Annotated in this window: 3 protein-coding genes and 1 pseudogene; 1 reads left to right on the top strand and 3 read right to left on the bottom strand. The window is 69.7% G+C overall.

Annotation, left to right across the window (positions count from 1 at the left end; genetic code table 11):
• Positions 1 to 90 precede the first annotated feature (90 nt).
• On the bottom strand, positions 91 to 1,596 hold the full coding sequence (locus ACFWY6_RS44410; RefSeq protein ID WP_384703300.1) for a DEAD/DEAH box helicase: 1,506 nt from the start codon (positions 1,594 to 1,596) through the stop codon (positions 91 to 93).
• A 162-nt stretch (positions 1,597 to 1,758) separates the two neighbouring features.
• Complete coding sequence (locus ACFWY6_RS44405; RefSeq protein WP_150210372.1) at positions 1,759 to 1,962, bottom strand: cold-shock protein; 204 nt, start codon at positions 1,960 to 1,962, stop codon at positions 1,759 to 1,761.
• A 509-nt stretch (positions 1,963 to 2,471) separates the two neighbouring features.
• Here ACFWY6_RS44405 and ACFWY6_RS44400 point away from each other — a divergent pair.
• Positions 2,472 to 3,590, top strand: a complete 1,119-nt coding sequence (locus tag ACFWY6_RS44400) for a sugar ABC transporter substrate-binding protein (protein WP_384703297.1) — start codon at positions 2,472 to 2,474, stop codon at positions 3,588 to 3,590.
• Positions 3,591 to 3,627: 37 nt separating this feature from the next.
• On the opposite strand, the pseudogene ACFWY6_RS44395 reads toward ACFWY6_RS44400, so the two are convergent.
• Positions 3,628 to 4,413: pseudogene (locus ACFWY6_RS44395) on the bottom strand (XdhC family protein); the annotation flags it as partial.
• Positions 4,414 to 4,527 lie beyond the last annotated feature (114 nt).

The raw sequence follows: 4,527 nt of genomic DNA, 5'->3' as shown, positions 1-4,527 counted from the left end.
GTGTGTGTCTCATGCACTCTTCTCTCATTTACACCTTTTACACCCCCACCCACACACCCCGGGCACAGGCCAAGCATCAGGCGTCAGCCGTCAGGCGCTGCGCCGCACCCGCGCCGCCTTGCGGGCCTCGGCCAGCTCACGGGACTCGGCGGTCCGCCGGGAGCCGCCGGTGGCCCGCCCCGGACGGGTGCCCATCCCGCGGAAGGGGGCGCCGCCCCGCTTGGGGCGCTCAGTGGTGGGAGCGGCACCGCTGATGGGGATGCCGGAGGGCGCCTTCGCACCGGTGATACGACTCAACTCCGCCTCGCCGGAGCGGACTTGGGTGATCTGCGGCCGGATCCCGGCAGCGGCCATCAGGCGGCTCATGTCGCGCTTCTGGTTGGGCAGGACGAGGGTCACCACGCTGCCGGACTCACCGGCGCGGGCGGTGCGGCCGCCGCGGTGCAGATAGTCCTTGTGGTCGCTGGGCGGGTCGACGTTGACCACCAGGTCGAGGTTGTCGACGTGGATGCCGCGGGCCGCGACGTTCGTCGCCACCAGGACCGTGACGTCGCCGGTCTTGAACTGGGCGAGGGTGCGGGTGCGCTGCGGCTGCGACTTGCCGCCGTGCAGCGCGGCCGCGCGTACGCCGCTGCCCAGCAGATGCCGGGTGAACTGGTCCACGGCGTGCTTGGTGTCCAGAAACATGATCACGCGGCCGTCGCGGGCCGCGATCTCGGTGGCGGCGGCGGTCTTGTCGGCGCCGTGCACATGCAGCTCGTGGTGGCGCATCGTGGTGACCGCGCCCGCCGACGGGTCGACGGAGTGGACGACCGGGTCCTGGAGGTAGCGGCGGACCAGGAGGTCGACGTTGCGGTCGAGGGTGGCCGAGAACAGCATTCGCTGGCCGTTGGGCCGCACCTGGTCGAGCAGTTCGGTGACCTGGGGCATGAAGCCCATGTCGGCCATCTGGTCGGCCTCGTCGAGGACGGTGATGGCCACCCGGTCGAGGCGGCAGTCCCGGCGCTCGATGAGGTCCTTCAGGCGGCCCGGCGTCGCGACGAGCACCTCGGCACCGCTGCGCAGCGCGCCGGCCTGCCTGCCGATCGACATGCCGCCGACCACGGTGGCGATACGCAGCTTCAGCGCCCTCGCGTACGGGGTGAGCGCCTCGGTGACCTGCTGGGCGAGCTCGCGCGTAGGCACGAGGACCAGGGCAAGCGGCTGCTTCGAGTCGGCGCGCTGCCCGGCGGTACGGGCGAGGAGCGGCAGGCCGAAGGCGAGGGTCTTGCCGGATCCGGTGCGGCCACGGCCCAGTACGTCCCGGCCGGCGAGCGCGTTCGGCAGCGTGGCCGCCTGGATCGGGAACGGCTCGGTCACGCCGAGACCGGTCAGCGTCTTCAGGAGAATTTCCGGCATGTCGAGCTCGCCGAAGGCCTCGACTGCGGGCAGACCCGGGGTGACGGTGACGGGGAGCGCGAACTCACCCTGCGGTGCGACGGGGCGGCGGCTCTGCCCGCCGGGACGGCCGCCTGCGCCGCGAGAACGCTGGGCGGCGAAACCGCGGGGATTGGACTTGCCGGAATAGCGATCGTTCGTACGACCTGAACGGTTCAAGGAGAACCTTCCTCGATATGGCACGCATCGAGGAATTCTCGGCGAAAACCAGCCGAACGAATTGCAAGCACGAGCCGAAAAAAAGAAAAACTCTGTAAACAGCAACGAGCTGGTGCCCGCACCGTGAGGTGCGGGCACCAGCCTCGTGTCAACGCGTCAGCGTCAGGCGGGGAGGATGTTCTCCGCCTGCGGGCCCTTCTGGCCCTGCGTGACGTCGAAGGTCACCTTCTGACCTTCCTGGAGCTCACGGAAGCCCTGGGTGGCGATGTTCGAGTAGTGGGCGAAGACGTCCGGGCCGCCACCCTCCTGCTCGATGAAGCCGAAGCCCTTTTCCGAGTTGAACCACTTCACGGTGCCGTTAGCCATACCAAAATCTCCTTCGGGGCAAAGCCCGGAGTCCACACTGTGCGAACCCCGGCGTCGCCACGTTGATTGCCCCGTCCGGAAAACTGCACCGGAAATACAAAAGTGCCCGGCGGATCAGATCCACCTAAGGCACTTGAAGTCTTATGGGAACCACAACTGCAACTTCGATCAACAGTAGCACGGTATGAGCTTCACGGCACGGTCCGGCGCTAAATATTTCTCCCGCGAGAACGAGAAATGCGGGAGAACCGCCCTGCCGGAGGGGTCACACGCGCCACGGAGGACCCTGCGGCCCGACCAGCTCGCCCGTCGGCGCCACCCGCCGCGTCGAGCCGCCGCCCGCCCCTCGCCACCCACAGGTCCGGCATATCCAGAACAGTTCAACTCTGAAACACATGGTGCCATTGTCATCTCGTTATCACTCGACTCCTTGACGTCAGGAGGGTCGCCGGGTTGGCTTTCAGCCACCTCGGACCGCATGGAAGCGGTCAGGTCTAGGAAGTGGACGAATGAAATCCCGTAGACGTGAAGCCACCGTCGTCGTGACCGTGGGCATGCTCGCCCTCTCGCTCGCCGCATGTGGCGGCCTGCTCGACAGCGACGAAGGAACCAAGGACGACAGGAAGGGCGACGACGTCACCGTCGGCCTGCTGCTGCCCGAATCAGAGACGGCTCGCTACGAGAAGTTCGACCACCCCATCATCGAGAAGCAGGTCAAGAAGCTCACCAACGGCAAGGGCAAGGTCGTCTACGCCAACGCCGACCAGGACGCCGCCAAGCAGAGCGACCAGCTCGACAAGATGGTCGCCGACCAGGTCGACGTGGTCCTTGTCAGCGCGGTGGACGCGAAGAAGATCGCCCCGTCCGTCAAGAAGGCGAAGGACGCGGACATCCCCGTGATCGCCTACGACCGGCTCGCCGAGGGGCCCGTCTCCGGTTACGTGGCCTTCGACAACGAACTGGTGGGCCAGGTCCAGGGCCAGGGGCTCATCAAGGCGCTCGGGAGCCGGGCCGGCAAGAACAGCAAGATCGTCATGATCAACGGTTCGCCGACCGACCCGAACGCCGCCGTCTTCAAGGACGGTGCGCGCTCCCAGCTCGACAACCGGGTGGACATCGCCAAGTCGTACGACACCGAGGGCTGGAAGCCCGAGACGGCGCGCGCCCATATGACCGACGCGATCACCGCGCTCGGCAAGGACAACATCGCGGGCGTCTACTCCGCCAACGACGGCATGGCGGGCGGCATCATCAAGGCCCTGAAGGCATCGGGCCTCACCGAGCTCCCCCCGGTCACCGGCCAGGACGCGGAGCTGCCGGCCGTGCAGCGCGTCGTAGCGGGCGAGCAGTACATGAGCGTCTACAAGTCGTACCCCGAGGAGGCGGTGGGCGCCGCGCAGATGGCGGTCAGGATCGCCCAGGGCCGCATGGTCGAGTTCGACGCCCTGGCCGGCGACCAGTCCGAGAACGCCACGACGAAGGACATCCCGTCCCTGCTGGTGTCGGTCCGCCCGCTGACCCAGGAGACCATCAAGTCCACGGTCATCGCGGACGGCATCTACAAGACGTCGGAGATCTGCACGCCCGCGTACAAGGCGGCCTGCGCGGCGATCGGCCTCAAGGGCTAGCGGCGGCCGCGGCCGGGAGCCGAGGCTCCCGGCCGTGTCACGCCGCCGCGTGCGCCCCGCCCGAACCGTCCTCCCCGTCGTGGTGGATCGGCGTGCCCGATCCGGTCAGCGGCATGCCCGTGCCGCCGCGGCGGGTGGCGACGATCTCCGCCGCGATGGACAGCGCCGTCTCCTCCGGCGTACGGGCGCCGATGTCCAGGCCGATCGGGGACCTCAGCCGTGCCAACTCCCCTTCCGTGACGCCGACTTCGCGCAGTCGGCGGTTGCGGTCCTCGTGGGTGCGGCGCGAGCCCATGGCGCCGACGAACGCCACCGGCATCCGCAGCGCCGCCTCCAGGAGCGGGATGTCGAACTTGGCGTCGTGCGTCAGTACGCACAGGACCGTGCGGGCGTCCGTCCTGGTGCCCCGCAGATAGCGGTGCGGCCAGTCCACGACGACCTCGTCGGCCTCGGGGAAGCGGGCCCGTGTGGCGAAGACCGGACGGGCGTCGCACACCGTCACCTCGTAGCCGAGGAACTTGCCGGTGCGCACCAGGGCGGCGGCGAAGTCGACCGCACCGAAGACGATCATGCGGGGCGGCGGCACGCTCGACTCGACGAACAGCGTCAGGGGCGCCCCGCAGCGCGAGCCGTCCTCCGAGACGCCGAACTCGCCGGTGCGGCCCGCGTCCAGCATCGCGCGGGTCTCCCCCGCCACCGTGCGGTCGAGCTCCGGGTGCCCTTCCAGGCCGCTTTCGTACGATCCGTCGGCGCGCACCAGCAGGGGCCTGCCCAGGAGCTCGGCGGGGCCCTGCGCCACGCGGGCGATCGCCGCCGCCGCGCCGTTGGGGGGGGGGGGGGGGGGGCGCGCCCGGCCCCCCCCCCCCCCGGCGCCCCCCCGGCCCCCCCGGGCCGCCGCCCCCCCGGAGCCCCCCCCCCCCCCCCGCCCCCCCCCCCA

The sequence above is a fragment of the Streptomyces sp. NPDC059037 genome, assembly GCF_042740015.1.
In the GTDB taxonomy this organism is placed as follows: domain Bacteria; phylum Actinomycetota; class Actinomycetes; order Streptomycetales; family Streptomycetaceae; genus Streptomyces.
This window is presented reverse-complemented; position numbering and strand designations above follow the sequence as displayed.